20 protein-coding genes are annotated in these 23,209 nt (G+C 44.5%); 10 read left to right on the forward strand and 10 right to left on the reverse strand.

The window, feature by feature from the left end; genetic code table 11:
• Positions 1–131 precede the first annotated feature (131 nt).
• Both H6F73_RS06805 and H6F73_RS06810 read right to left on the reverse strand, forming a co-directional pair.
• Entirely contained in the window at positions 132–1,859 is a 1,728-nt protein-coding gene (locus H6F73_RS06805) for a succinate dehydrogenase/fumarate reductase flavoprotein subunit (protein WP_190758013.1), read from the reverse strand.
• 198 nt (positions 1,860–2,057) lie between these two features.
• Positions 2,058–2,369, reverse strand: coding sequence for a hypothetical protein (locus H6F73_RS06810; RefSeq protein WP_190758014.1), 312 nt, complete (start codon positions 2,367–2,369; stop codon positions 2,058–2,060).
• A 712-nt stretch (positions 2,370–3,081) separates the two neighbouring features.
• On the opposite strand from H6F73_RS06810, the gene H6F73_RS06815 reads away from it, so the two are divergent.
• Entirely contained in the window at positions 3,082–3,726 is a 645-nt protein-coding gene (locus tag H6F73_RS06815) for a Uma2 family endonuclease (RefSeq protein ID WP_190758015.1), read from the forward strand.
• 147 nt (positions 3,727–3,873) lie between these two features.
• Positions 3,874–4,851 (forward strand): protein-methionine-sulfoxide reductase catalytic subunit MsrP, encoded by a 978-nt coding sequence (gene msrP / locus H6F73_RS06820; RefSeq protein WP_190758016.1) that lies wholly within the window; start codon positions 3,874–3,876, stop codon positions 4,849–4,851.
• Here msrP and H6F73_RS06825 read toward each other — a convergent pair.
• Complete coding sequence (locus H6F73_RS06825) at positions 4,848–5,798, reverse strand: type IV pilin-like G/H family protein (protein ID WP_190758017.1); 951 nt, start codon at positions 5,796–5,798, stop codon at positions 4,848–4,850. The genes msrP and H6F73_RS06825 overlap by 4 nt on opposite strands.
• 262 nt (positions 5,799–6,060) lie before the next feature.
• Positions 6,061–7,347, reverse strand: coding sequence for a Glu/Leu/Phe/Val dehydrogenase (locus tag H6F73_RS06830; protein WP_190758018.1), 1,287 nt, complete (start codon positions 7,345–7,347; stop codon positions 6,061–6,063).
• Between the two features lie 683 nt (positions 7,348–8,030).
• On the opposite strand from H6F73_RS06830, the gene H6F73_RS06835 reads away from it, so the two are divergent.
• The 4 genes from H6F73_RS06835 (at position 8,031) to H6F73_RS06850 (ending at position 12,678) form a co-directional block, all read left to right on the forward strand.
• Complete coding sequence (locus H6F73_RS06835) at positions 8,031–8,633, forward strand: DUF4126 domain-containing protein (RefSeq protein ID WP_190758019.1); 603 nt, start codon at positions 8,031–8,033, stop codon at positions 8,631–8,633.
• Between the two features lie 233 nt (positions 8,634–8,866).
• Positions 8,867–10,834 (forward strand): iron uptake porin, encoded by a 1,968-nt coding sequence (locus tag H6F73_RS06840; protein ID WP_190758020.1) that lies wholly within the window; start codon positions 8,867–8,869, stop codon positions 10,832–10,834.
• Between the two features lie 429 nt (positions 10,835–11,263).
• Positions 11,264–11,821, forward strand: a complete 558-nt coding sequence (locus H6F73_RS06845) for a pentapeptide repeat-containing protein (RefSeq protein ID WP_190758021.1) — start codon at positions 11,264–11,266, stop codon at positions 11,819–11,821.
• Between the two features lie 245 nt (positions 11,822–12,066).
• Positions 12,067–12,678: a pentapeptide repeat-containing protein gene (locus H6F73_RS06850; RefSeq protein WP_190758022.1), complete on the forward strand. Its 612-nt coding sequence runs from the start codon at positions 12,067–12,069 to the stop codon at positions 12,676–12,678.
• Positions 12,679–12,841: 163 nt separating this feature from the next.
• On the opposite strand, the gene hemH is transcribed toward H6F73_RS06850, so the two are convergent.
• Positions 12,842–14,005, reverse strand: a complete 1,164-nt coding sequence (gene hemH, locus H6F73_RS06855) for a ferrochelatase (protein WP_190758023.1) — start codon at positions 14,003–14,005, stop codon at positions 12,842–12,844.
• Positions 14,006–14,117: 112 nt separating this feature from the next.
• Between hemH and H6F73_RS06860 the strand changes: the two genes are divergently transcribed.
• The gene (locus H6F73_RS06860; protein WP_190758024.1) at positions 14,118–14,741 is read left to right on the forward strand and encodes a class I SAM-dependent methyltransferase; all 624 of its coding nucleotides are present in this window, start codon (positions 14,118–14,120) and stop codon (positions 14,739–14,741) included.
• A gap of 148 nt (positions 14,742–14,889) precedes the next feature.
• A complete protein-coding gene (locus H6F73_RS06865) occupies positions 14,890–15,531 on the forward strand; it encodes a Uma2 family endonuclease (protein WP_190758025.1) in 642 nt (213 codons plus the stop codon).
• A gap of 314 nt (positions 15,532–15,845) precedes the next feature.
• Here H6F73_RS06865 and H6F73_RS06870 read toward each other — a convergent pair whose 3' ends face one another.
• Positions 15,846–16,058: a transposase gene (locus H6F73_RS06870; protein WP_190758026.1), complete on the reverse strand. Its 213-nt coding sequence runs from the start codon at positions 16,056–16,058 to the stop codon at positions 15,846–15,848.
• A gap of 166 nt (positions 16,059–16,224) precedes the next feature.
• Here H6F73_RS06870 and H6F73_RS06875 point away from each other — a divergent pair, with 166 nt between their 5' ends.
• Complete coding sequence (locus H6F73_RS06875) at positions 16,225–17,241, forward strand: TOBE-like domain-containing protein (RefSeq protein ID WP_190758027.1); 1,017 nt, start codon at positions 16,225–16,227, stop codon at positions 17,239–17,241.
• A gap of 53 nt (positions 17,242–17,294) precedes the next feature.
• Positions 17,295–18,032, forward strand: coding sequence for a phosphatase PAP2 family protein (locus H6F73_RS06880; RefSeq protein WP_190758028.1), 738 nt, complete (start codon positions 17,295–17,297; stop codon positions 18,030–18,032).
• On the opposite strand, the gene H6F73_RS06885 is transcribed toward H6F73_RS06880, so the two are convergent.
• The 4 genes from H6F73_RS06885 to H6F73_RS06900 form a co-directional block, all read right to left on the reverse strand.
• Positions 17,999–19,849, reverse strand: coding sequence for an ABC transporter transmembrane domain-containing protein (locus tag H6F73_RS06885; RefSeq protein ID WP_190758029.1), 1,851 nt, complete (start codon positions 19,847–19,849; stop codon positions 17,999–18,001). The two genes, H6F73_RS06880 and H6F73_RS06885, sit on opposite strands and share 34 nt — an antisense overlap.
• Before the next feature lie 26 nt (positions 19,850–19,875).
• Complete coding sequence (locus tag H6F73_RS06890; RefSeq protein WP_190758030.1) at positions 19,876–21,270, reverse strand: sulfotransferase family protein; 1,395 nt, start codon at positions 21,268–21,270, stop codon at positions 19,876–19,878.
• A 113-nt stretch (positions 21,271–21,383) separates the two neighbouring features.
• Complete coding sequence (locus H6F73_RS06895) at positions 21,384–22,535, reverse strand: glycosyltransferase family 4 protein (protein WP_190758031.1); 1,152 nt, start codon at positions 22,533–22,535, stop codon at positions 21,384–21,386.
• A 123-nt stretch (positions 22,536–22,658) separates the two neighbouring features.
• Positions 22,659–23,081: a DUF202 domain-containing protein gene (locus H6F73_RS06900; protein ID WP_190672991.1), complete on the reverse strand. Its 423-nt coding sequence runs from the start codon at positions 23,079–23,081 to the stop codon at positions 22,659–22,661.
• Positions 23,082–23,209: the final 128 nt, after the last annotated feature.

The raw sequence follows: 23,209 nt of genomic DNA on the forward strand, positions 1-23,209 counted from the left end.
CTAGGGAAAGTGCAGCCGGCAGCAGTATTTCGGGCTGATTAAGAAGGGTACAATAATATCTGAATTTTATCAGAGTTTAGCGTTAATTTTTCTCCCCCTCATTACAAGAAAGCAAACTGAAAGCCAGCAAATTAATACTTCCGTTCTTGGGGTTGGAACATGGTAATTGCAACAGGCCGGTATTGCAAATCAATGCCAGCCGGCGAATAAAAAGCCAGCGTATGTTTCAAGAAATTCTCATCATCGCGCTCAGTGAAATCCTCGCGGCAATGAGCGCCGCGACTTTCTTGCCGGCTCAATGCGGAAGTGAGAATCACCTTACCGACAATCATTAAATTCCGCAGTTCAATCGCCTCAAGAATTTCCGTATTCCAGCAACTTCCCTTATCATCTAAATAGATTTTCTGGTATTGTTGCTGTAATTCTTCCAGTTGATTTAAACCTTCGCGCATTGTTTCTTCAGTGCGAAATACCCCGCAATGATCTGTCATGCAATCTTGGAAAGACTGACGCAACTGCCCGATGCGAAGTTTACCGGCTTGATTTAACAGGGATTGAATTTGTTTAACCGCAGCAGTCAGATAGCGTTGCTCATCCACTTGCGGCAACTTGCGATTTTGCACATATTGAGCGATCGCAGCGCCCGTCAGCTTGCCATACACCACACATTCCAGCAAGGAATTACTCCCCAGCCGGTTTGCGCCGTGAACCGATACGCAAGCCGCCTCACCGGCAGCAAATAAGCCTTCGACAAACCCATCAACCCCACTCCGCACCTTGCCCTCAATATTGACGGGAATTCCGCCCATCGAGTAGTGAACAGTCGGACGAATTGGCATCGGCTTCTCAACCGCATCAATTCCCAGCAGCCGGTGTGCTTCCTCCCAAGCGAAGGGAACCCGAAGCATAATTTTCTCACGCCCCATGTGACGCAAATCCAGATAGACAAAAGGGCCGCCGGCACTGCCATCCGGATGAACACCACGTCCTGCGCGAATTTCTTTGGTAATGGCGCGAGAAGTAATATCACGTGGTGCGAGTTCCATGCGGCTGGGGGCGTAAGTTGCCATGAAGCGATCGCCCTCGCTATTGATTAAATAGGCACCTTCACCGCGCACGGCTTCAGAAATCAACACACCCACAGGATACAACCCGGTGGGATGGAATTGCACAAACTCCATATCCTGCAAAGGAATGCCGGCAAGGGCAGACATTGCCAACCCGTCGCCGGTGGAGGCATAATCATTCGAGGTGGTATTGTAAGCACGACCATAGCCGCCGGTGGCAAACATCACCGCCTTTGCGCGGAGCACTGCCAGCTTGCCATCATCGATGCGGTACATGACAACGCCTTTGGCTTGCCCGTCTTCCAGGATCATCTGCAAGACGTACCACTCATCATAGATGTGGACGCCATACCGGCGCAGGTTGTTAACTAATTCGTGTAAAATTGCATGGCCGGTTTTGTCAGCCGCATAGCAGGTGCGGTTGTGAGAGTGCCCCCCAAAAGCACGCTGGGCAATACGTCCATCGGGCAACCGGGAGAACAAAACGCCCATGTGTTCCAAATCAATCACCACATCGGGCGCTTCTTTGGCAAGAATTTCCACCGCATCTTGATCGGCAAGATAGTCTGAACCCTTGACAGTATCAAAGGCGTGGGCTTTCCAATCGTCCTCGGAATCAACGTTCTTTAGTGAGGCAGCCATGCCACCTTGGGCGGCAACCGAGTGAGATCGAATCGGGTGGGTTTTCGCCACCACAGCTACTTTTAAATTCGGATCGGTGCGGGCAATTTCGACGGCGGCGCGGCAGCCGGCTAATCCACCGCCAACAATAATCACATCATGGTCTAGCATATTTTGCTTAATATGTGCTTCTTTCTCTATTTACGCTCACCCATTGAAAAAAACTCCCCACCAAAAGGCAGGGAAGGTTTTAGATAGGGCATGGGGAATAGGGCATAGGGAATAGGGCAAGGCTGCGCCAACAAGAACGGTAGGGGAATAGGGCATGGAGGATAACTTCCACTCTTCCCCTCTTACTCGCGCCGCTATTCAGCTTGTGGCTTGGACGGTTTTCTGAGTGGGGACGTTGCCCTGCGGCTGTGGGTTTTTTGCGGTTTCTACCGGCGCAAACTCGATGTGGTTCAGCAGGGTGGTGACGAAGGCAAAGAGGAGGAAGGGGAGAGAGAGGACAAGGATGAGTCCAACGGTTGCCAGTGCGTAAATTTGGCGAGTGGTACTCCACAGCGCGAGTGCGGTGGCTAGGCTAATGAAGATGACCATTAACCAAACGATGATTTGACCGTAAATATCACCAAAGGTCAGGGTGCAGACTAAACGATATCCATCATTCGGGTTATTCATAACGTCCCTCGCAACATTCGTTTAAATTTCTAGTGTAAAGCTCTGATTCAGTTGTAGAGGATTTTTAAAGATTTTTAAAATCCTTGCAATATGATTTTACATTTCGCTACGTTTGCTTGCGGTAACTCACATTGCCGGCATTGCGTCAAGTCAAATCCCAATTCCTCATACTCATTGTGTCTAATTTCCCTAATTCGGAAGAGTTCGCTGGAGCCGGTGTTATTTTTTCTTATTTTAATCTTTGATATCTGCCCTGATCTTTAGATTGTGCTAAATTTTCTAACTTATGCCGGCATAAAACCACAAAAATATAAATACAGCAAAATTCATAAGCTTATTTTAAGATTTTTTCAATGCCATTGAGGGAATACAGGACAAGCATCTGGGAAATAAACGATGTCGAGGTTAAACCGGCATGATGAGGCGGCTGAATTATTTAACAAAGCCTACGAGAAAGCGGTAGAAGTTTGTGCAAAAATCAATAATTTACCAGAGAATAGTTAATCAATTGTGATTAAGCAAGAAAAAAATTAAGAGGCCGGTTGTATCAAAGAGGATAGCCGGCTACATTTTTAGGACTTCATGCCGGTGAGCTTTTACATTTGATATAATTCCTGTATCAACTGCGGTGAGTGGGGCGAGATTGTTGTTGAAAGAGAGAACAAACCACAAGCCGGTTTTAGAAAAATTATCAGGCAGGTATCCATAAGCAATGACAACCACCCTGATTCAAAATCCCACTTCTAGAGTTCTGCTAAAAAATATTAGCTGGCAGACTTATGAATTCCTCGTGCAAGATTTAGCAGAACAGCCAGGAATTCGCTTGACTTATGACCGAGGAACTTTAGAAATCATGACGCCTTTAGATCCACACGAAAAGTATAAAAAAATCTTAGGGCGTTTTGTAGAAACCCTAAGTGAGGAATTGGATACTGATATTTACAGCCTAGGTTCAAGAACCTGTAAGCGTGAAGATTTGGATCGCGGATTAGAACCTGATCAGTGCTACTATATCCAGAACGAGGATTTAGTCTGGGATAAAGAACAAATTGACTTAAATCAAGATCCTCCACCAGATTTAGTCATTGAGATTGACATTGCAAGTAGTTCAATTAACCGGCTCGCATTATACGCAAGTTTAGGTGTACCGGAAGTCTGGCGTTATGACGGAACTCGTTTAATCATTTATCACTTAGAAGGAAAGGAATATGCAGAATGCAATAATTCCCCCACTTTCCCTTTTCTTCCACAAACTGAAATCGAGCGGTTTTTGGAATTGAGAAAAACGACAAAAGAAAAAGCTTTGCTGCGGTTGTTTCGGGAGTGGATAAGAAGTCAGATTCAGCAAAATGAATGAAAATCAGTAAGTTAACACTATAAATCTTAAAAAGAGTAAGCTTTTTAGATATAAAATAACAAATGATGTAATTTATAAAATTAAAAATCGTTTAAATTATTTGTTATCATTAAAATTATGCTGCATTAAAGATGGAGTTACTTTTCGATGGTACTGATCCGCATTCCTAAAATTTGGGAAATTCCAGAGCGAGAAGTGACCGATGAAGATGTATTTCTCAACCGGCGTCGCTTCGTCAAAACCCTGATCGGTGCCGGCATAGGTGCCACGATTCTGCCGGTACTTGGCTGCGAGAGCAAAACCAAATCAAAAATTAATCCGGCTGCCGGCACAGAGGATCTGAGTTCCGTTCAACGCAATCCCAAATTTGACAAAGTTGACAGGACTCTCACTGACGAATCTCTCGCCTCTACTTACAACAACTTTTATGAGTTTGGTGGCACCAAAGGTATTTGGGAAAACGCCCAAGCTTTGCCAACCGAAGATTGGAAAGTTGAAGTCAAAGGTTTGGTCAAAAACCCCCGCACCTATGACTTAGATGATCTCCAGAAAAAATTTCCCGTTGAAGAACGTATCTATCGATTCCGCTGCGTAGAAGCTTGGGCAATGGTGGTGCCGTGGATTGGATTCCCCATGAAACAGCTAATTGCAGATGTAGAACCGGCTTCCGCTGCTAAATTTGTTCGCTTCACCTCTTTCTACGACCCGAAAATTACCCCCGGCCCGTTACATTTTGGCGAGTTGCCTTGGCCCTATACCGAAGGACTGCGGATTGAGGAGATGGCAAACGATCTAGCATTCTTCGCCACCGGCATCTATGGTCACACCCTCCCCAAACAACACGGTGCTCCTATCCGTATGGTGACACCCTGGAAATATGGCTTTAAAGGAGCCAAATCCATCGTCAAAATCGAATTCCTCGACAAGCAACCGGCCACCTTTTGGAACAGCCTAATTCCCAGCGAGTATGACTTCGAGGCCAACGTTAACCCCACTAAACCCCACCCCCGCTGGTCCCAAGCAACAGAACGGATGGTTGGGCCAGGGCCGGCCTTAACTTGGGAAAAACGCCCGACCCTGCCCTATAACGGTTACGGTGACTACGTTGCGTCGCTATACACTTAACGCAACGTTACAGCTACAGACCCAGCCGGACACTGACCCTGGCCAGTCGCAGTGCTAGGGGCGGTTGGCATCGGGGGAGACGAGGTGGAAGGTTGCTCAGTTTCACACAGTACCGGAATGGTGATTTCCTCAGCATTATTTGTCATCACAAATACTGCAGCGCTGTAGCTTTTCAATTCCGCACTTTTTGCTTGGGCAGTCATCAGTACGCTTTTGGTCGCATCGCCTTGGGGCACAATCTGGTAGCGATAAAACTCTGTTTCTGGCTTAATCCCTAGACCTAGTTCCTCAATCGTCGCGGCGAATTTATTGTTTTCCAACTGATAAGCCTGCTGTGCTCGATTCATCGCGCTCATAAACAGTCTGGCTTCGCTTTGCTGTGCCATCCCTTTTTGTTCTTCAAACCCGACTATTTCAGCATCCGCCGGCACCGTCGTGGCGTCAGAAACCTTCTCGAATACTGTTGCCGCGTCCGTTAGTGCTGTTGGTCTGGGGACTCCGGGATTTGTGCCGTCGAGTTGCACACGCATCTTGCCATCGGGGCTGACCTCAAACAACGTCATAACCGTATCATCACTATTAATTTGCACATCCAAGTGCATGGGGTTTTGGGCTGCATCAATGCGATAGCGCATCTCAACCGCAGGGTCGGGTTGTTCAGTAGACGGGAGTATGATGTATAGCTTGTTTTCTGGCGCAAAGACGAACATCAGCAGTTCTTGCCCTGATGGATCTTTTGCTTGCCATTGCCCCAGTAATTGCTGGGCAACAGGGTTCGTTGCGGGGGCCGGCTGAGATTGGGCCACCACCGGCGCGATGGATGGCTGTGCGCTGACTGACATACCCAAGTTGCCGGCAAGACCTAAAAACAGGCTGGATACGATTAATTGACTGGCAACTGAGAGTTTAGTCAGGCAGTTGCGCCGGTTCAGGAGGATGTTATTCATGAGAACCCAGATAAGGCGTTTTCTGGATTTTAGCGGAAACGCCGGCAACCCGCCTCTGATACGGAGTTCTAAGCCGGCGAGTTTTGACTTTTCAGGCAAAACAATAAATTAGGAAAAAAGTCAATAAAAAAAGGCAAAAGAAAGAAGTTTTTCTTATGCCTTTCGCTAATTTGGATTTCTTGCAAAAAATGATTTGATGCGTTTGTTTGTGGATTTTTAAGATTTTTGCAAGAGGTTTATTTTAGACGCGAGGGTTTAGAGATTAGCTATTGATGTAATAATCTCTGGTTCCTTTGGCGCTTAATGCTTCACCCAGCCGATTTAAAGCATGGACATAAGCGGCTGTTCTCATGGAAATGGAAAGTTCTTGAGCAATTTTCCAAATTTGCTGAGTTTCCTCCACCATTTTCACTTTCAAGCGGTGATTAACTTCGTCGAGTGTCCAGTAAAATCCGCTGCGATTTTGCACCCACTCGAAATAGCTAACTGTGACGCCGCCGGCATTCACCAAAATATCTGGAAATACATAAACGCCCTTTTCTTCTAGAATTTTATCTGCACCAGAAGTAGTTGGGCCATTCGCAACTTCAAAGATATACTTAGCCTTGATGTTATTGACATTTGCCTCAGTAATTTGATTTTCTAAGGCAGCGGGAATCAAAATGTCTACATCTAACCCTAAAAGTTCCTCATTAGTAATCACTTCATGTTCAATAACATTGCAAACCGTATCTTCGCAGTAGATCGCTTGGATACCTTTATGAGAATCTTTGAATCGGCGGATGCTGGGAATATCTAAGCCTTTTTTGGCATAAACTCCCCCTTGGGAATCACTCACCGCCACGACTTTATAACCGGCTTTTGACAGCAGTTCTGCCAAATGTGCGCCGGCATTGCCAAAACCTTGCACGGCAACAGTTGTGGCTTCCGGTGGCTGCTCAAATTTCGGCATCAGCGCTTCGATCACATAAAATGCGCCGGCTGCGGTTGCAGTATCGCGCCCCAAACTTCCCCCGATGGCAAGTGGCTTGCCGGTGACAACGGCTGGAGACAGTTGACGGCGAATAATACTGTACTGATCCATATACCAACCCATAATCATCGGGTTCGTATAAACATCAGGGGCAGGAATATCGACATCAGGGCCGATAAAGTCTGCGATCGCATCAATATAGCCCCGACTCAAACGTTCTAATTCCAGTTTGGAGAGTTCTTTGGGATTAACCGTCACCCCGCCTTTTGCCCCACCAAACGGTAAGTTTAAGACTGCACATTTAAATGTCATCCAAAAGGCTAAAGATTGCACTTCATCCATGCAAACATTTGGATGATATCGCACCCCGCCTTTCCCCGGCCCTCGCGTATCGTCATAGCGAACCCGATAGCCTTGGAAAATTCGCAAAGAGCCATTATCCATCCGTACAGGAATCGAGACGCTTAAACTGGTTTTCGGATATTTTAAGCGTTCGATCGCATCTTCAGAAACTGATGCATATTTTAAGGCTTTTTCCAGTCTCTTACTAGCATCTGCAAATAGTGAGTCTGACATTTAAGTATTTGCTCCTTTTACCAGTGGCAATCCGCACTTTGCATTTTTGCAGGGACTTTGTGCGATGATGACCCTACAGTTTTGCACTTATATTTGCACCACAATTGAGAGGCTTTCGCTGATCCCGGTTAATCTAAACCGAACCAACAGAGAGCCGATGACTCGCAAATTTCCCCATCCAAACATCCAACAATGGGGCTTGTTGAATCGATACTTATAACAAAACCTAATTAGATAGAAAAGTTTTTTAAACCTCTCTATCTAAATTATTGTATCTATTTACACAAAATGTCAAATAATATCAGGCTATGCTGATTTGTTTATTTATTTACGATTTATGACGGACTCAAGGAGCCGGGAATAATTCGGCAACCGCCTGCCTCTTCTCGCCGGCCTATCAATCCCAAAGGACTACAGATATTGATAAAATGGCCAAAAGAATGGAAGAAAACTCCAGAACGAACAAGCCTCCAGCACTAGAATATCCTTGAGGCTGAGGAAATCCTGTCTGCGAACAATAATATTGTTGCTGCACAACAGAGATCCAAGCTATAGACTAAAAGTATGGGTTTGGCATCAACCCCAGCTTTGTTTTCAAAGGCAATTGTCCAATTAACCTAAGCTGGCAGGGTGATCGAAGGTCGCTGAGCGTCAAGCAATGTTTAATTTAGGCTGAAACCATTATGCTAGAACTCCTAGCCGCGCTCTCTGCGTCTGCGGCAGGGGGAATGAGGATCGCCCTGCCCCTCCTGTTAATTGGCTTATTGGAAAGTGATAAGCTGTGGTCTCGCGTGCCGTTGCTGTCTCGGATCTCGCCGCCGGTGGTTCTGGGAGTGTTGGTTAGTTGGTCGCTGTTTGAGCTATTTGCTTCTAAAAAGTTTTTGGGACAGCGTGTCCTGCAAATTGTCCAACTGTTATTTAGCCCCATTGTGGGTGCGATTATGGGCATGGCAATTGCTGAAGCAACCTTCGCCCAACCAAATGCCCCACCACCTCAATTTGTGTGGATTATTGGGCTAGTCGGGGGTTTGTTGGCACTGGTGTTGCAACTGGTTCAAGCCGGCTGGTTTTACCGGCTGCGCGGATTACCCTTGCCGGTGATTTTAGCTCAAGATATTCTTTGCGTTTCCCTCGTTCTGTTCGCCTTTGATGCACCTACACAGGGAGGCTTAATCGCTTTAGTTTTGTTGTGGCTAGCCATTCGCAGTTCTAAGGAGTGGTATAACTGGTATGTCAAACAAGGGCCGGCTAAAAATCCCCGCCGCTATAAAAGAAATCCCGATTGAGTTTAAATATTAAGCAAAATTTACTCCCTCTCGCACTCACCGGATGCGAGAAATAAGATTTGCAACCAAATTATTAAAAAAAAGACCGAATAGCTGCAAAATTACTACAATTTAATCCGTAAAGTGAGCGATTTTCGCTATTTACCTTAAAGAAGCGCTTCGTTACGGTCGCCCTCGGTGCACTACTAGCTGTCAAAACGCTCACCACAGACAACTAGAAGAACACAGATATTATGACTAATATTTTTTGGGTGGCTTTAAAACTTTGTCCCCCAATTGTGGGATGTACTTTGCTTGCTACCACTGGCGTTTTTGCTGCTGAGCCATTGCTGCAAACTTGCTGTAATCTTGCAAGCTCAGTAGAAGATATCGAACACTGTGCCGGTGAAGCTAGTTGTGACAAAGACGAACAAAATCTTCAAAAAGCAGGGATCTTGGCCGCACGAAGACAGGGCGTTGAGAAGAAATTAATTGCACAGATTACGCAAAAAGAGCCAAAAACTCACAGTCTGCCGGCTGTCTCACAACAATTGAATCTGAATTCCCTCAGTGTGATGGCAGTGCCTCCCATTGCGCCGAAAAAAGCGTTGATGGCAATAGACGCTTCCCAAATAAATGCCGGCGCAGAGGAATTGAGCGATCCACTCGCTCAGGTAACGTCTGTTTCTCAATTGTCGGATGTACAGCCAACAGATTGGGCATTCCAAGCCCTGCAAAGCTTAGTTGAGCGCTATGGTGCGATATCCGGCTATCCTGACGGAACCTTTCGCGGCAACCGGGCGATGACGCGCTACGAATTCGCTGCCGGTTTGAATGCAGCCCTAGAAGCCATCAATCAACTACTGAGCATAAGTGAGCCGGATGGGTTGCGTCAGGAAGATTTAGCAATATTACAGCGTTTAAGTGCGGATTTTAGTACAGAATTAGCGCAAGTACGGGCGCGAATCGATACGCTACAAGCACGCGGAGATGAACTGGAGGCGAATCAGTTTTCCACAACCACGAAGCTCAATGGCTTGATCAGTTTCAATGTGGCGAAAGCAAATGCCGGCGGAGATGTCAGAGTCGAAAGAACTGATCCCAATGACATTTTTAGTCCGGCGGCGCGGGGGGCGGATGGCAAGCCGATTGTGACGAGAGTTGAGGAAGATGCCAACCTCACCTTTAGTCAGAGCATTGCCTTGTTTCTCACTACATCCTTCACCGGCAAGGATAGTTTGTTTATGACTTTGCAAGCCGGCAATGGTAATTCTTCTGCCAATTACTACACGTCTGCCGGTTTTTATAACACTTTTGGGGCACCAGTTTTAGACTTAACGCCCAGTGCGGTTGCCAATGATGTGGTTTTGTCAGAGGCTGCCTACTCGTTTCCTGTGAACGATTCTTTGCAAGTCGTGGTAGCTCCGCGAGTCTTATGGCTCCGCTATTTTGACACGAACGCGTTTACCTCTGGCATTGGTAAAGGCGCAACGGGCAACAATACGTTTGGCAGCACCCTTGTCCAAGATCCTGGAAGGGGAGCTGGTGCTGTCGTGCTTTGGCGTTTAAATGAACGATTAAATCTAAATTTAGGGTATGTCGCTAGCCCTGCTGCCGGCAGTCCAAGCACAGGGTTATTTAATGGCACCCGTGCTTTTACGGCTCAAGTGACTTACTCTCCTATCCGAACGATTAATCTCAGATTTCTTTATGATCGCTCAACCATTCAGCCGGTTGACGGACAAATTAGAACTCGACCAATTATGGGGGCGGCAGATGACGGCTTTGGTGGAGCGCTTGAAGATGCCACTGCCGACGTTTTTGGATTTAATTTTGATTGGTTAGCGACACCTCGGTTGGGCTTTTTTGGCCGGTATACTTACGCAAAAACCCATTTAGAGCCGGCAACGAGGGGCGTGGAAAGTGGCGAGATTAAGGCGCAGTCGGTGCAATTAGGTGTTGCTTTCCCGGATCTCGGTAAAAGGGGGGCGCTGGCGACACTATCTTATGTAGTGCCGTTTAGTGTTTTGGATGGCCGGCAATTTCTGGTTTCAGGAGCCGGTGATGGTGGGGTCGAGTATGAGGTTGAGCTGACTTATTATTTGCCGGTGACGGATAATATTGCAATTCTTCCGGCTTTTTATTTTGTCGGCAACGCCAATAATTTTGACGACAACCCAAATATCTATGTAGGGACTGTACAAACACAATTTTCGTTCTAACTCACTTTGCAACAAGTCTAAAAAACGCTAGGCGACTGAACTCTAGCAATCTTTTGTGATGAGTTAAGGATCATCACCGCAAAAAGCTTGGAGTGTGGGCATCTTGCCGGCTAGAAATCTGAAAACCGACTTAGGATTGCGATATTAGCTGCTGACAGCCAATGGAGAATTCACGCAAAATTCAAAATTGACTGATTTTTAGCTAAATTTTGAGAATTTTAGTCAGTTTTATAAGCAGGGGTTTGTTAATATCGCTCAGTGTGAAGTTGCCAGATTTTAAAACTTTATGTTAATTTAAGTATATACACGGAAATGTCAAGCTCAAATAATTTTTAGCTGACTTATAGTAAACGACAAATATGACAAGCCGGCTTAAAAAAATTTGCCGGCAGCTTACGCAAAAATACGGGTGATAGAGGGATAGGAAAGATGAAACTCAAACTTTTAGCGGCGACAGCAGTGCTTGCAACGACATTGGGTTTAATGATGCCGGCAGTCGCAGAAAATCCAGTTCAGGTGCAGCAGTTATTAGAAACGAGACGCGGGCCGGGTTTTAATTTAAGTGGTGCAAATCTAAGCGGTGTAGATTTGGCAAATGTTGATCTTAGAGGTGCCAATCTCACGAACGCGAATCTTGCCGGCGCTAATTTAAGTGGTGCGAATTTAAAAGGTGCCAACTTGAGTGGTGCGAACCTCAGTAAGGCGAATTTAAACGCAGCGGATTTATCGGTCGCGAATTTAGTGAATGCTACATTTGATGAAGCAATTTTAACCGATGCTAGTTTGAATGCGGCTAACCTGCAAGGTGCTGATTTAATTAGTGCCAATTTAAGAAATGCTGATTTGTTTAGGGCAAATCTTAATGGAGCCAACTTGAGAGGTGCTGATTTGTATAAGGCAAATCTTAACGCGGCTAATTTATATGGCGCAAATCTACTTGGGGTGAAGGGTGCTAATCTCACCAATGGAATTGGCTTGGTTCGCTAGCAGTACACTGTACTATCGTTAAATGTGATAGTGGTGGCAACAATAAGCTGAACGTAATGACTGGCGATGAGCCAGTTTTTTTGTGCTTTTTTAATGTTTATAGTTGAAAAATTTAGAAATTCAAGGAATTTTAAAGCTACATAATCATGCAACTTAAATGGAAAAACTGAATAGATAACGCTGTGGTAGCGTTAGTCTGCCGGCGGGAAGACTAAAGTGCAAGCGTTGTGATATATGAGGAAAATATGAAATTAAGCTTTTTAGTGGCTTTAATGCTGCCGGCAACACTTTGTTTAGCAATGCCGGTGAAAGCGGAAAATCCCGCACACGTTCAACAATTACTGAAAACTAAACAATGTCAAGGATGCGATCTGAGCGGTGCTAATCTTCAAGGTGCGAATTTAGCTCAAGCTGATTTAAGCGGTGCAAACTTAAGTGGAGCTAATTTGCGTGAAGCTAACCTGTTTCAAGCCAATTTAACAAATACGAATTTGATTAATATCAATCTTATTAATGCCAATTTATTTGAGGCAAATTTTACTAATAGCAACCTAAGTAATGCTGAGTTAGGAGATGCTAATCTCTGTTATATTAATTTAAATCAAGCAAATTTAAAGGGTGCAAATCTAACGAACGCCAATCTCGGTGTTGCAGATTTGAGTAATGCTAATTTGAGTCATGCTAACCTGAGTGGCGCTAATTTAATGGATGCCAAGCTAAATGGGGTGCTTTTAGAGAAAGCTAACTTAGCTGGTGTAAATCTCAAAGGCGCTAGCTGGGATGAAGGCAGCCTGCTGGGTCAAATGGGTCTTAACAACAATGATGCAATTGGAGCCGGCCAAGCGATTGCTAAATAATAGCGTTTCTCGATTAAACCATAAAAATTCCCCCTGATAGACCTATAAAAAACAGGTTTGAGGGGGAGCAATATAGAGCCTCTTAAAAGAGAAAGGGTTAAGCTGTTTAAACTGAGCTAAAAAGGTGCATTCAGTCGTTCAGTTGCCGGTTAATGTTTGAGCGTTACAGCAACCCAATAAAGTGCAAAGGGCCGTGGCCGGTGATTAACTCCACCATCAATCCCAGGAAGCCCAGCATGGCTAGACGCCCGTTCCACACTTCAGCAGTGGTTGTCATGCCCCACGCCCAGCGTTCTTGGGGATACATCTTCACCTGTTTCTTGGGGTGCATCACAGAAGCCAACTGCAAGCCAGGAGTCTCAAGGGCTTCAACGACTAAATTAGCCAGATCGTCAATAAATACGGGGTGGGTATTGAGCGCCGGCACCCGGTGGAAGTTATGAATACCGGCTTCCTCCGCCAATTCCCGATACTCCATATCAATTTCTTGCAGCGTCTCGATGTGTTCCGAGACAAAACTGATAGGCACAACCAGCAAATCTTCAACGCCCTCGGCAGCCAGTTCCTTAATGGCATCCTCAGTATAGGGCTTGAGCCATTCCACCGGCCCGACACGACTTTGATAGGCTAGGGTGTGAGGATTAGGCCGGTTGAGCGTCTGCATAATCAACTCGGTGCAGTGTTCGATCTCTTGTTGATAGGGATCGCCGGCTTCTTCAACGTAGCTGACGGGAACGCCGTGGGCGCTAAAGAAAATGTGAACGTTATCAGGGTTGGGAGACTGGTCTAATTCTTGGGTAATCAGTTGGGCCATTGCTTGCAGATAGCCGGGCCGGTTGTACCAGGAAGGAATTGCTGTATATTCCAGCCGTTCGAGAGATGGATCTTCTAGCCACAGTTTTTCTAGCAGCCGGAACGAGGAACCGCTGGTGCTAATTGAAAATTGAGGATAGAGGGGCAAAATCACCAGCTGTTCAATCTGGTCACGCTTAATTCTGGCAATAGCTTCTTCGGTAAACGGATGCCAGTAACGCATTCCCACATAGACTTGGGCATCTTTCCCCTTTTCTTGCAGGTTCTTTTGCAGGGCTTGGGCTTGTTCGTCTGTGATGCGACGCAGGGGAGATCCGCCACCAATTTGCAGGTAATTTGCTTGAGATTTCTTAGCTCTCATGGAGGAAATCAGCCATGCCAAGGGTTTCTGCAACCAGGGAAACGGTAGGCGGATAATCTCTGGATCGGAAAATAGGTTAAACAGGAAGGGACGGACATCCTCTATTTGATCTGGCCCTCCCAGATTTAGCAATAAAACCCCTACACGGCCCATATCAGTTACAGCTTCCCAGTATTTTCATTTTTGTTACCGATTTTAACAATATATCCTTTTTAGCAGTAAGAGTGAAGATTAATAGATAGATATTTTTAATAAGGGTGGAGAAATGGCAACAATTTTAAGAGACTGGAGTTATCGATATCAATGGCTATACGATGGGATTTCCCGCATTGCTGCCCTTAGCGTCGGTGGAGAGAGCAGATTTCGCCGGCTGGCTTTGCAAGATTTGTCAATAAATCAAGATACAAAAATACTCGATCTCTGTTGCGGCAGCGGTCAGGCAACGCAATTTTTGGTGAAATACTCCCAATCTGTTACCGGCCTTGATGCTTCCCCTTTGTCATTGAGACGAGCTCAGCAAAATGTTCCCCAAGCTGAATATGTAGAAGCATTTGCTGAAAAGATGCCGTTTCCTGACAATTATTTCGAGATTGTGCATACAAGTGTGGCGATGCACGAGATGGAACCGCAACAGCGCCGGCAAATTTTTCAACAAGTATACCGGGTGCTAAAACCGGGCGGCATCTTTACAATGGTGGATTTTCATCGCCCCACAAATCTTTTATTTTGGCCGGGTTTTGCTGTGTTTTTGTGGTTGTTTGAAACAGAAACTTCTTGGCAGCTCATTGAAAGTGATGTGCCGGCTGTGTTGTCGGAGATAGGGTTTGAAGTGAGCCGGCACGCTTTGTATGCCGGTGGCAGTTTGCAAGTCATTCAAGCGAAAAAGTGAATAGAACATGAACATAGCACTATTATCTTTGATGATAGCGCTATCATAAATAGATGAATCCGTCAAAGGTTAGCTTCATTTTAGGCTACTTTTTGAAAGTTAAAGTTTGATGAAGATTTTGCGAATACTCACACTATCGAATTAAGCCATGAGTGACTTACAAACTAAAATCAAGAGTGAGATTTGGGTGCCGGCAACTTGGGAAGAATACATCCAAATTACCGAAAATCCAGCTTATGAAAAAGCTAAGTGCTACTACCACAATGGACATTTGAGGATTGAAATGACACCACTGGGACATGACCACGGCTGCGATCATACAATTATTACTGTTGCTGTCAACCTGTTTTGCATCGTTAAACACATTCCTATCAAAGGGATAACTAACACAACTTACCGGCAAACGGGGGTTCAAGAGTGCCAGCCTGATATTTCCTATTACATTGGTAATAATTCCCAAGCGATTCCTTGGGGAACATCAATTATTGATTTAGATCGCTATCCGTCTCCTGAATTAGTCATTGAAGTTGCTAATACTTCACTCGCAGATGATCAGGGGGCAAAACGGCTGCTGTATGAAGATTTACAGGTGAAAGAATACTGGATTGTAGACGTGGCAAATGTACGAATGATTGCCTTTGCAATTGAGAATGGAGGAAGCCGGCGCATTTCTGAGTCTCTGGTGTTGCCAGGATTAGGAATGCCGGTTTTGGAAGAAGCACTGCGGCGCTCTCGCACGATAGATCAATCCCAAGTTGGTGCGTGGTTATTACAGCAATTTCAACAGTGAAAAAGCAAGTATTGGCACATCGAGTTCTAATAAACTACTGATCAAAATAAAAAATAAATTGAGAAAAAGTATGCCCAGAAAAGCTTACTTAGTAGATTATCTGGGACGCAGTGAACTGAAGGAATAACTATTTAAAAATTTATGAATATAGAGCCGGCCTGAAACTAATACTGGCTCAGGTCTACAGCTTTCGTGGTAGAAAGACCAACAAAGCCGTAGACCTCCCTTTTTTAGGTCATCCGTAGGTCTTTAATAGGGCGAAGAGAATCGAGGATACCTGCACTCGCTTGCGGCTTTTTGCCCATTGCCGCTCTTCATTGGGTGCGTAGACAATCTTGCAAACTCTGCCAGATGCCAAGTTTCTGCCACAGAGGCAGGTAGCCTCCTCGTAGCACATAGAAAATGGCGTTAACGACATCTCGCAACTTAACAGCTCTGGGGTGGCCAATAACAGATTTAGCCGGCACAATCGCTTCAATCAACTGCCACGCGGCATTGTTAAGGTCACTTGAAACGGATTTGTGCATTACCTAAAGTAGAAAAGCTGACCGTTTCATGCTGATTCAAACGCCCAGTCAGGTTTCTCGACTCTTGTCGAGATTAAATTTTTTCTCAGTCTACTAAGCGAGTAGGCACAATCTACGGTAAAGTCATGGGTAAACCGTAGTTTATCCTTAGGAGTCTCTCTTAATCGTGGACATCATCATTGATAAGGTATCCAAGCATTACGACAGTTTTAAGGCTGTTGACGAAGTTCAGTTAAAAATTAAAAGTGGTTCTCTAGTGGCGTTACTGGGACCCTCAGGCTCTGGCAAATCCACTTTGCTGAGGCTGGTTGCTGGATTAGAAACTCCCGATAGCGGCAGAATTTGGATCGCGGACGAGGAGGCTACTCATAAGAGCGTCCAAGACCGCAAGATCGGCTTTGTGTTTCAGCACTACGCTTTGTTCAAACACTTGACCGTTCGCCAGAATATTGCGTTTGGTCTGGAGATCCGCAACGCTCTCAAGGCTAGAACAAATGCAAGAGTGGAAGAGCTGCTGGAGTTAGTGCAGTTGAAGGGAATGGGTGATCGCTATCCGTCCCAACTCTCTGGGGGTCAGCGGCAACGGGTGGCGCTGGCGCGAGCGCTGGCCGTTGAACCGAAAGTGCTGCTGCTTGATGAACCGTTCGGGGCGTTAGATGCGAAAGTCCGCAAAGATTTACGGGTTTGGTTGCGCCGGCTCCATGCTGAAGTCCACGTCACAACCGTTTTTGTCACCCACGATCAGGAAGAGGCAATGGAAGTTTCTGATGAAATTGTGGTGATGAATAAGGGCAAAGTTGAACAAGTCGGCACGCCGGCTCAAATATATGACCAGCCAGCTACGCCATTTGTGATGAGTTTTATTGGGCCGGTCAATGTTCTGCCCAGTAGTTCGCGCTTTTTCTCTAACAATGAGGTTGATGAAGCCCCTCCAGAAGTTTTTGTGCGCCCTCACGATGTAGTCGTAGCAACCCAGCCAAAAGAGGCCGCTGCTCCTGCAAAGATCAAACGACTGATTAATCTTGGTTGGGAAGTTCAAGCCGAATTAGCTTTAGAGGACGGTCAAGTTGTCAATGCGATTCTCAGCCGAGAACGATTTAATGAGTTAAATTTGGTGCCACAACAACAGGTTTATGTAAAACCGAAATCTGCCAAATCTTTTCCACCCTCATACTCAATTTAATCGACCCACCAGGTCATAGTTGCTAACGTAAAGACTTTTGTTTCAGTAGAGCGATGACTAAACCAAATTTTCAGCAGTTGCTTCAATCATTCTCCAGCTTCCTCAAGCAGCTATTTATTGCCCGCTGGCGTCCTCTGCTGGCGCTATTTGTAGGAGTGTGTTTACCTTTGTTGATCTTTGAGGAGCTTGCAGTCGAGATATGGAAGAATGAAGGTGCCTTTCCGTGGGATGTATCGATCCTATTAGCAATTCACGAAACTACACAGGCGCAATTGGATGCTTTTGCGCTTTTCCTAACTCAATTTGGGGGGTTTCATGGTGTCTTTTTAATTTCGACTGTACTTTCACTGGTGCTATTGGTTCGACGCCGGTGGCGATCTTTAGCCTATTTGCTAACCACGCTTGTGGGAACCGCGATCATCAACCGCACAGCAAAAAGTTTAATGCATCGAATACGTCCTCATCTGTGGGAGTCATCCTATCCACCAGCGCATGACTATGCGTTTCCGAGCGGTCATGCAATGTCCAGCATGGCGCTGATCGCAGTTTTGGTAATTCTGACCTGGGGCAGCCGGTGGTGCTGGTTCGTGGGGATATTTGGCAGCTTTTTTGTATTGGGAATTGCTTGGACACGGCTCTATTTAGGCGTTCACTTTCCCAGCGATATTCTAGCCGGCTGGCTGGTTTCAGTGGCTTGGGCAGTGGGAGTCAGCCTACTAATTAAACCGCATTTAACTAAAGCAAACCCACTGAGCGATCAAACCATCAGTGATTCAAGTTTTTCTTCCTGAATCTCTGGTGAAGTTAACCGGCTGTATTTTTGTGGAAACTGGAGAGCGTGTAAATGGGCGTACCGTCCTTCTTTAGAAAGTAATTCTGCATGAGTTCCAGTTTCTACAATACGCCCATGTTCCATAACGACAATCAAATCTGCCTGCTGGATAGTTGAAAGCCGGTGAGCAATGACTAAGCTAGTCCGACCTTTAAATAGTTTTTCTAAAGACTCTTGAATGAGAGACTCAGACTCAGTATCTAGAGCAGAAGTTGCTTCATCTAGTACAATAAATTGAGGGTTTTTGAGCAAAACTCTCGCAATCGCTAAGCGCTGCTTCTGTCCCCCTGATAAATTCACCCCACGCTCACTAATAAGGGAGTTGTAACCATCAGGAAAGCTGACAATAAAATCGTGAGCATTGGCGGCTTTAGCGGCTTCTTCAATCTCTTGGTCTGTAGCATCTAGCTTTCCATAAGCAATGTTGTCGCGCACAGTGCCATAGAGAAGTAAAGTTTCTTGGGAAACAATCCCCATTTGCTCTCGCAGTGACTCTAAACTCACATCTCGTAGATCGTATTCATCAATCAAGATCCGGCCTTTTTGCGGGTCATAAAAACGAGCCGCTAATTTAGCCACTGTGCTTTTTCCCGCACCCGAAGAACCGACTAAAGCGACCGTCATTCCCGTTTTAATTTCTAGGTTAAAGTTATCGAGAACTGGCTTTTCACTGTTATATGCAAACTCAACATCTTCAAATTTGAGACTTCCCTTCAAAGACGTTAAACTTACAGCTTCTTCCTTTTCAACCACTTCTGGTTTTGTATCAAATATTTCAAAGATTCTATCTAACGCAACGACAACTCTTTGCATCAGGTTGATAACTTTGCTAAACCGCCTGATAGGTTGATTCATTTGATTGATATAGGCGAGAAAAGCCGCAAGTTCACCGATGGTTAAACGCCCAACCATCACTTCCCAAGAACCGAAAACGAGAACAATAACGGTGCTAAGGTTGTTTAAAATGTCAATTAATGGAAAGAATACTGACCAAAGGCGCGTAGCGCGAATATTGGCATCTCTATAATTGCGGCTTTGCTGCGAAAAACGGTTAATTTCATATTGCTCATTCCCAAAAGACTTAATTATATTAATATTAGAAATAGTATCTTGCAGGTGATCATTAACCGCTGCTGCTTGGATTTGAACGTCGAAGTAAGCCTCACGCATAGATTTACCAAAAACTTGGGTCAGATAGATTATCAGAGGCCAAGTAATCAGCAGTAGCAAAGTCAGTTGCCAATCAGCGGTAATCAGATAACTGACAATCACCACAAACGTAAAACTATCTGCCAAAATATCCGCAATGTCAGCCGTCACTAAATTGCCAATAGTATTGACATTTTGAGACAGACGGGTCATTAAATCCCCGGTTCGCTGGCTATTGAAGAAGCCAATTGAAAGTTTCTGAAGGTGTTTGTATAAGTCGTTTCTGATATGATCAATCGTTCTCTGTCCAAACAGAGACATCATGTAACTACGGAAGAAATTAAGAACTCCGATTAAGAAGGAAATGAATAAAATTGAGCCGGCTACCCAAGGCAAGTAATGAAATTTTTTTTCTGGAATAACCGTATCAATCACATAGCGAGTAATCTGAGGCAGGAGAACCTGAAGCAGAGAAAGACAAACAATCGTCCCCAAACCCATGAATAATGGGGACTTATTCTGCCAAATGTAGGTGAAAAGACGCCGGCACAGTATTTTAACCGATACTCTGTCCGGTAAGTCACCGGGGTCATTCGTGGCAACCTTGAGAATTAAATCTGCTTTCACTGAAAATTTCCGTAGTTTACCTATCTTTAATTATATAATTCCTGCTTCCTTTTGCCCTTTGCAGAGCTTTTACTCTTAAACGGATTGTCCAGTGGTTGATTTAAAAATGAACTTAACCTTTCCCAGCCTTCTCCAGTCTCTGCATTCAGTATTAACAAAGATTCCGGGCGGTTCTTAAAGTAGTCAATGACATTTTTACAATGCAAATCATAAACATAAGAAAAACGCTCTTTATTAAAAGTATAAGTGCCATAAGTTGCAACCCGTACTAATCTTCGATACTGCATATTTCTGTCTTGATCTGAGAGTAAATCTTCCCCTGGCTGAAGAGTCCACTGAGCTTCCAGGGACTTGAGCCAAGATTCTTTATCAGATAATAGAGTTAAAATAAACTTACTGTTTGGAAACAGTTGATCTAAATGAGGATAAAAAGGTGCAACTGTTATATCGGTTATTCCATCAAAGTCATCTAATATTGAAAAATTATACTTTCCTGTGAGGAGTTCTTTTAATGTTAAATCGTCATCGGGAGAATGGATGACACTGAATCCTAGCCTTGTCAATGCTTGTGCTAGATATCTTGTCCCTGTTTGGCTAAGCCCAATTCCAAAAATTTTATAATTTTTCCGATTAATTTCGGTTCCGATTTTGAATATTTTTGACAATTTTTCTACTTCTTTTAAAGTTAAATCAGGCTTCTCTAAAATATTTATTTGATTTAATTCGCAAATAGCGTTATTAGGTAACTCTTCAATAAATTTTGCCGTTTCTTTAACAGACGCATCACTGCCGAGGTAATCTCTGGCATAGTTAATTGCCAACTTAGCCACTTGAAAATCTAAGTTTTCATCTTGCATTTCCCAATCTTCTTGAATGAAATTGAGTTTTGCTCGCTGATAATCTGTACGGCTTCTCAGTTCCCTTAGAGCGTATTTGGCAAAAATATCTCGATAATATTGACAGAAGTCATGAAAAATATTGAATCGCTTGAAATCTTTTTTAAAGTTTAATTGGTTCATCGCTAAATCCCGAATTCTAGATTCAGGTCTTAGCACATATTTGGGATCGTCCTTTGGCTCTTTGATATTTTGCATTGCTTTGACGACATCTATTCTCGCAATATGTACGCCGCAATGAATATAGCCTCTGAATTTATCCAAAACGTAACAATCTACATAAGGGGCATTATTTTTCTGAAGAAAAGGCGTTAAATCCTCCACAATCAAACAATCAGCATCCATGAAGACGACAAAATCACAATGATAGTCAATCTTCAGCATTTGTTGAACAGCTAAGGAAAAAGGTTTAACCTGATCAATAATATGCACTTGATCAGGTTGGATATTTTGGATGGCTAAGTCCAAAGAAATATTAGATGTTCTTTCTCCAATGGTTCTAAAAACCAAAGATATTTTTTTCATGACTTAAGCCTCTTTCTTAAAGCCTTTATTCTTGCATTTTTTCCTTCAGTCTGCCCTAATATGAACTGTTTGAAGTTCCCGTCCCTAAAATAAGGAAGGCTGGAAAATTAGCTTTAAACCAGACGCAGTTCAGCTTGAGCGACCGGCTGACTTTTTAAAGCTTTTAACATGGCTTCATATTGATAAGTGACTTCAAGAGTTTCGGGCAATTGTAGTGGGGGCAAAGGCTCTGGTCTTGAGCGTAAATAGTTGGCTAAATCTAAAATTGCCTGACTCGCTGCCTGAGTATTTCCAATCGAAATAAGACGACCTAAAGGCCATTGAGTTGACCATTCAGTAAGAACCTCGCGGGAACCGGCATTATCGTAGGCAACAACTCCCTTACCGGCTGCAATGGCTTCTTGAAGGATGCGAGGCCGGCCTTCATTTTCTGAGCAAAGCAAAACGGTTTCTACGCGATTGAGACAAGAAAGCACTTCCTGCCGGTCAACACGACCTTTAACGAGAATATGTTTTTCTAAGCCGTAGTGATTGATCAGATTTAACATTGCTTTCATGTCAGATCCATCCCCACAAATAGTCAGATGAACATCAACCTGTCGCTCGACCAAAATCCGTATAATTTCAATGGCGTCTAAAGGTCTTTTTCTCGGCTTAATTTGAGCCGCCATCAATAAATGAATCGGCTCACCGGCTGCCGGTATTTTGCTCTCAGCCCGGTTAAACGAAGGCAGTACAATTGGGTTAGGTAAAAAAAAGGTATTGTTGACCCCAACCACACGATTTATAGATTTAGCAAGATGGCGAGCAATGCAAACGATGAGATCGCAACCCCGGTATAGTTTGAGTAGTTGTTCTCTAAGCTTTTCTTCAATCGGATCGCCGCTAGCTAGACGGTTAATATATGCTCCCCGACAGATGAGAACAACCGGCTTATCGTAATGAACACGACGGATAGCCGGCAAATGCCAAAGAAATGACTCGCGACCTAGGATTACATAATCGAAAGGGCCGTGCTTTAGATAAGCAGATTGAGCGTAATTATCGATATCTGATTGAGCTTGCAAACTAATGCCAATATCCGCAGGAAAATCAGCGGGAAACCAGTTTAATCCCTGATATTCGGCTCTGGGAGATACCGATTTATAAGGCGATAGATGAAGAACTTCATGGCCAAGGCAGCGCAATCCACTCGCAAGTTCTTGGCTTGAGTAGGCTGAACCACCCCCTTCTGGTGGGTGAACGCTTAGCAGCAGAATTTTCATAATGTAAAAGTTTGTTGATTTAAAAGTAGCTTTAGCTTGCTTGAAGCAATCCTTAGGTCAACTCATTTGCAACCCATTACTACTTTTTGATTTGAAGTGATATTGACGCGCCTTTTACCGTAATTACTCAGGCACCATAAAACTCATTGGGCTGAGGGGTGCTGTAAAAACATAATAAATCACGCCGGCTCCTAGAAGCGTCACAGCAAGGCTAAACAGGATGACCCAGCGATCTGTTGGTTGATAGGTATCCTGCTCAATGTGCTGGCAAACGGAAAAGTAATGATGGGTGGAGAGTAATACAGTTACCAAGCCAACCAGAGAAAAGAGTAAACCTAGCTTCCAACCATTCCCAGGGTGAGGCAAAATAGGTGGATGAAAGGTGCGAAGGCGGACAATGACAACACCAAACCCCATCAGAGAAATCGCAGTACGCATCCATGCCAGGTAGGTGCGCTCATTCGCTAAATGAGCCTGCACACGCGACGGATTCTTTTGCTGGGGCTTCTGTATCTCGGTTTCTACGGATTTGACCATTAATTGCATCGATAACACCCTTTAGTCTCAGTATAGATGTTTTAATAAAGCAAGCCTTAGAATATTAAAATTCTTTTCAATTAGAACTTCATCTTTAGTTCCGGGCGTCTTCGTCTTCTGGGGAAGGCTACCAGCCA

It is taken from the genome of Microcoleus sp. FACHB-68 (genome assembly GCF_014695715.1).
Lineage (GTDB): Bacteria > Cyanobacteriota > Cyanobacteriia > Cyanobacteriales > Oscillatoriaceae > FACHB-68.

Coding starts and splice junctions, on each gene's coding strand:
- H6F73_RS06900 (WP_190672991.1), bottom strand. CDS start 23,081: ATGCAATTAATGGTCAAATCCGTAGAAACCGAGATACAGAAGCCCCAG.
- H6F73_RS06845 (WP_190758021.1), top strand. CDS start 11,264: ATGAAACTCAAACTTTTAGCGGCGACAGCAGTGCTTGCAACGACATTG.
- H6F73_RS06805 (WP_190758013.1), bottom strand. CDS start 1,859: ATGCTAGACCATGATGTGATTATTGTTGGCGGTGGATTAGCCGGCTGC.
- H6F73_RS06890 (WP_190758030.1), bottom strand. CDS start 21,270: ATGAAAAAAATATCTTTGGTTTTTAGAACCATTGGAGAAAGAACATCT.
- H6F73_RS06895 (WP_190758031.1), bottom strand. CDS start 22,535: ATGAAAATTCTGCTGCTAAGCGTTCACCCACCAGAAGGGGGTGGTTCA.
- H6F73_RS06830 (WP_190758018.1), bottom strand. CDS start 7,347: ATGTCAGACTCACTATTTGCAGATGCTAGTAAGAGACTGGAAAAAGCC.
- H6F73_RS06810 (WP_190758014.1), bottom strand. CDS start 2,369: ATGAATAACCCGAATGATGGATATCGTTTAGTCTGCACCCTGACCTTT.
- H6F73_RS06835 (WP_190758019.1), top strand. CDS start 8,031: ATGCTAGAACTCCTAGCCGCGCTCTCTGCGTCTGCGGCAGGGGGAATG.
- H6F73_RS06850 (WP_190758022.1), top strand. CDS start 12,067: ATGAAATTAAGCTTTTTAGTGGCTTTAATGCTGCCGGCAACACTTTGT.
- H6F73_RS06880 (WP_190758028.1), top strand. CDS start 17,295: ATGACTAAACCAAATTTTCAGCAGTTGCTTCAATCATTCTCCAGCTTC.
- H6F73_RS06865 (WP_190758025.1), top strand. CDS start 14,890: ATGAGTGACTTACAAACTAAAATCAAGAGTGAGATTTGGGTGCCGGCA.
- H6F73_RS06840 (WP_190758020.1), top strand. CDS start 8,867: ATGACTAATATTTTTTGGGTGGCTTTAAAACTTTGTCCCCCAATTGTG.
- H6F73_RS06870 (WP_190758026.1), bottom strand. CDS start 16,058: ATGCACAAATCCGTTTCAAGTGACCTTAACAATGCCGCGTGGCAGTTG.
- H6F73_RS06825 (WP_190758017.1), bottom strand. CDS start 5,798: ATGAATAACATCCTCCTGAACCGGCGCAACTGCCTGACTAAACTCTCA.
- hemH (WP_190758023.1), bottom strand. CDS start 14,005: ATGGGCCGTGTAGGGGTTTTATTGCTAAATCTGGGAGGGCCAGATCAA.
- H6F73_RS06860 (WP_190758024.1), top strand. CDS start 14,118: ATGGCAACAATTTTAAGAGACTGGAGTTATCGATATCAATGGCTATAC.
- msrP (WP_190758016.1), top strand. CDS start 3,874: ATGGTACTGATCCGCATTCCTAAAATTTGGGAAATTCCAGAGCGAGAA.
- H6F73_RS06815 (WP_190758015.1), top strand. CDS start 3,082: ATGACAACCACCCTGATTCAAAATCCCACTTCTAGAGTTCTGCTAAAA.